The following is a 1,609-nucleotide window of genomic DNA, read 5'->3' on the forward strand; positions in this document are numbered from 1 at the left end:
TTGGGCGTGCGGACAAAATCCTGGACTTCGGGTATAATACCATTATGTATTCAAGAGAAGACAAGCAACGAGCCATTGAGCTCTTTTACCAGTATCATCAGTCATGGAGTGCGGTAGTCCGAAAATTGGGCTATCCATCTTTGGGTGCCTTGAGGCAATGGATCAGGGATTACGAACTTGATGCAAACTCCATGCTTGTGGACATTCCTCGAAAGCGAAAACCAAAGTACTCTGATGAACAGCGTCAGGCCGCTTTGAATCACTTCTTCGAACATGGGCAATTCATTACGAAGACGGTCAAAGCAATGGGTTATCCTTCACGTCAATTGCTTCGAGAGTGGCTATTACAAGATCCTCGTTGCGACGACTCACTGCGTGGCCGAACAGTCGTTGCTAAGCTTGCCGCACCCGCTGATATCAAGGTCAAAGCTGTAGAGGCATTATATAAGCGAGAAGTTCCAGCCAGAAAAATTGCAGAGGACTTTGGAATCAGCCGAGAAACGCTTTATAGTTGGAAGCGGGATGTATTGGGCGTGAGCTTTCCGACGAAGCAAACGTCAGACTCATCAGAGGAGGTAAAGTCATTAGACGTCACTCCCGAAGTTTCAGAGCTTCAGGCCCGTATCAAGGAGCTTGAACTTCAAAACGATATTCTCCATCAGGTGAACGCCCTTCTAAAAAAAGATCTGGGCATTGATCATCTTAACCTAACTAATCGGGAAAAGGTTCAAGTGATTGATGCCCTGCGTGATAAATATTCACTCAACATATTGCTTCAATCCCTCCAGCTATCGAAGAGTAGTTACTTCTATCAATGTAACGCTATCGCCAAAGGCGATAAATATGAAGCTGTGCGTCCGCGCTTAAGGGCTATCTTCAAGCAGAACTATGAAAGCTACGGCTATCGTCGAATGAAGATGGAACTAGCTGATGAAGGCATTCTACTTTCAGAAAAAGTGATTCGCCGATTAATGGCCGAAGAAGGCTTAGAAATCGCCATTAAACGTTGTCGTAAGTACAGCTCGTATGCAGGCGAAATCACGCCAGCTGTCCCCAATATTCTAGACCGTAATTTTCAAGCAGGAGAGCCTAATCAGAAGTTAGTCACAGATATAACGGAGTTCTCTATCCCAGCTGGAAAAGTCTATCTGTCACCACTCATCGATTGTTTTGATGGTCAAATCACGAGTTGGACAGTCGGATCCAGTCCAACCGCCGAGCTAGTGAATACAATGCTTAGCAACGCCGCAGAGACATTCGCGTCAAACGAACACCCCATTGTCCACTCTGATCGCGGGGCTCACTATCGTTGGCCGGGCTGGATCACATTGATGAACGAACTAGGGCTCACGCGGTCAATGTCGAAGAAGGCCAGCACACCTGATAACGCACAAGCAGAGAGCTTCTTTGGTCACCTAAAGACTGAATTCTTCTACAACAGAAGTTGGCTTGGAAAGACTATAGATGACTTTACTCAGGAACTTAATCAGTATATCGAGTGGTATAACACTAAGCGAAGAAAAAAAGTTTTAGGAGGAATAAGCCCGCAAGAATACCGTCAGAGCAAGGCTTCCTGAAGGTGAAAGTCCAGAAAAACGTCCGCACGCCC

At 46.1% G+C, this 1,609-nt stretch carries 1 protein-coding gene; it reads left to right on the forward strand.

Going from position 1 to position 1,609, the window contains the following annotated elements:
- The first annotated feature begins 44 nt into the window (after positions 1–44).
- Positions 45–1,577, forward strand: coding sequence for an IS3 family transposase (locus tag EKM94_RS12180; protein ID WP_125602407.1), 1,533 nt, complete (start codon positions 45–47; stop codon positions 1,575–1,577).
- Positions 1,578–1,609 lie beyond the last annotated feature (32 nt).

Source organism: Lapidilactobacillus achengensis (assembly GCF_003946655.1).
GTDB lineage: Bacteria > Bacillota > Bacilli > Lactobacillales > Lactobacillaceae > Lapidilactobacillus > Lapidilactobacillus achengensis.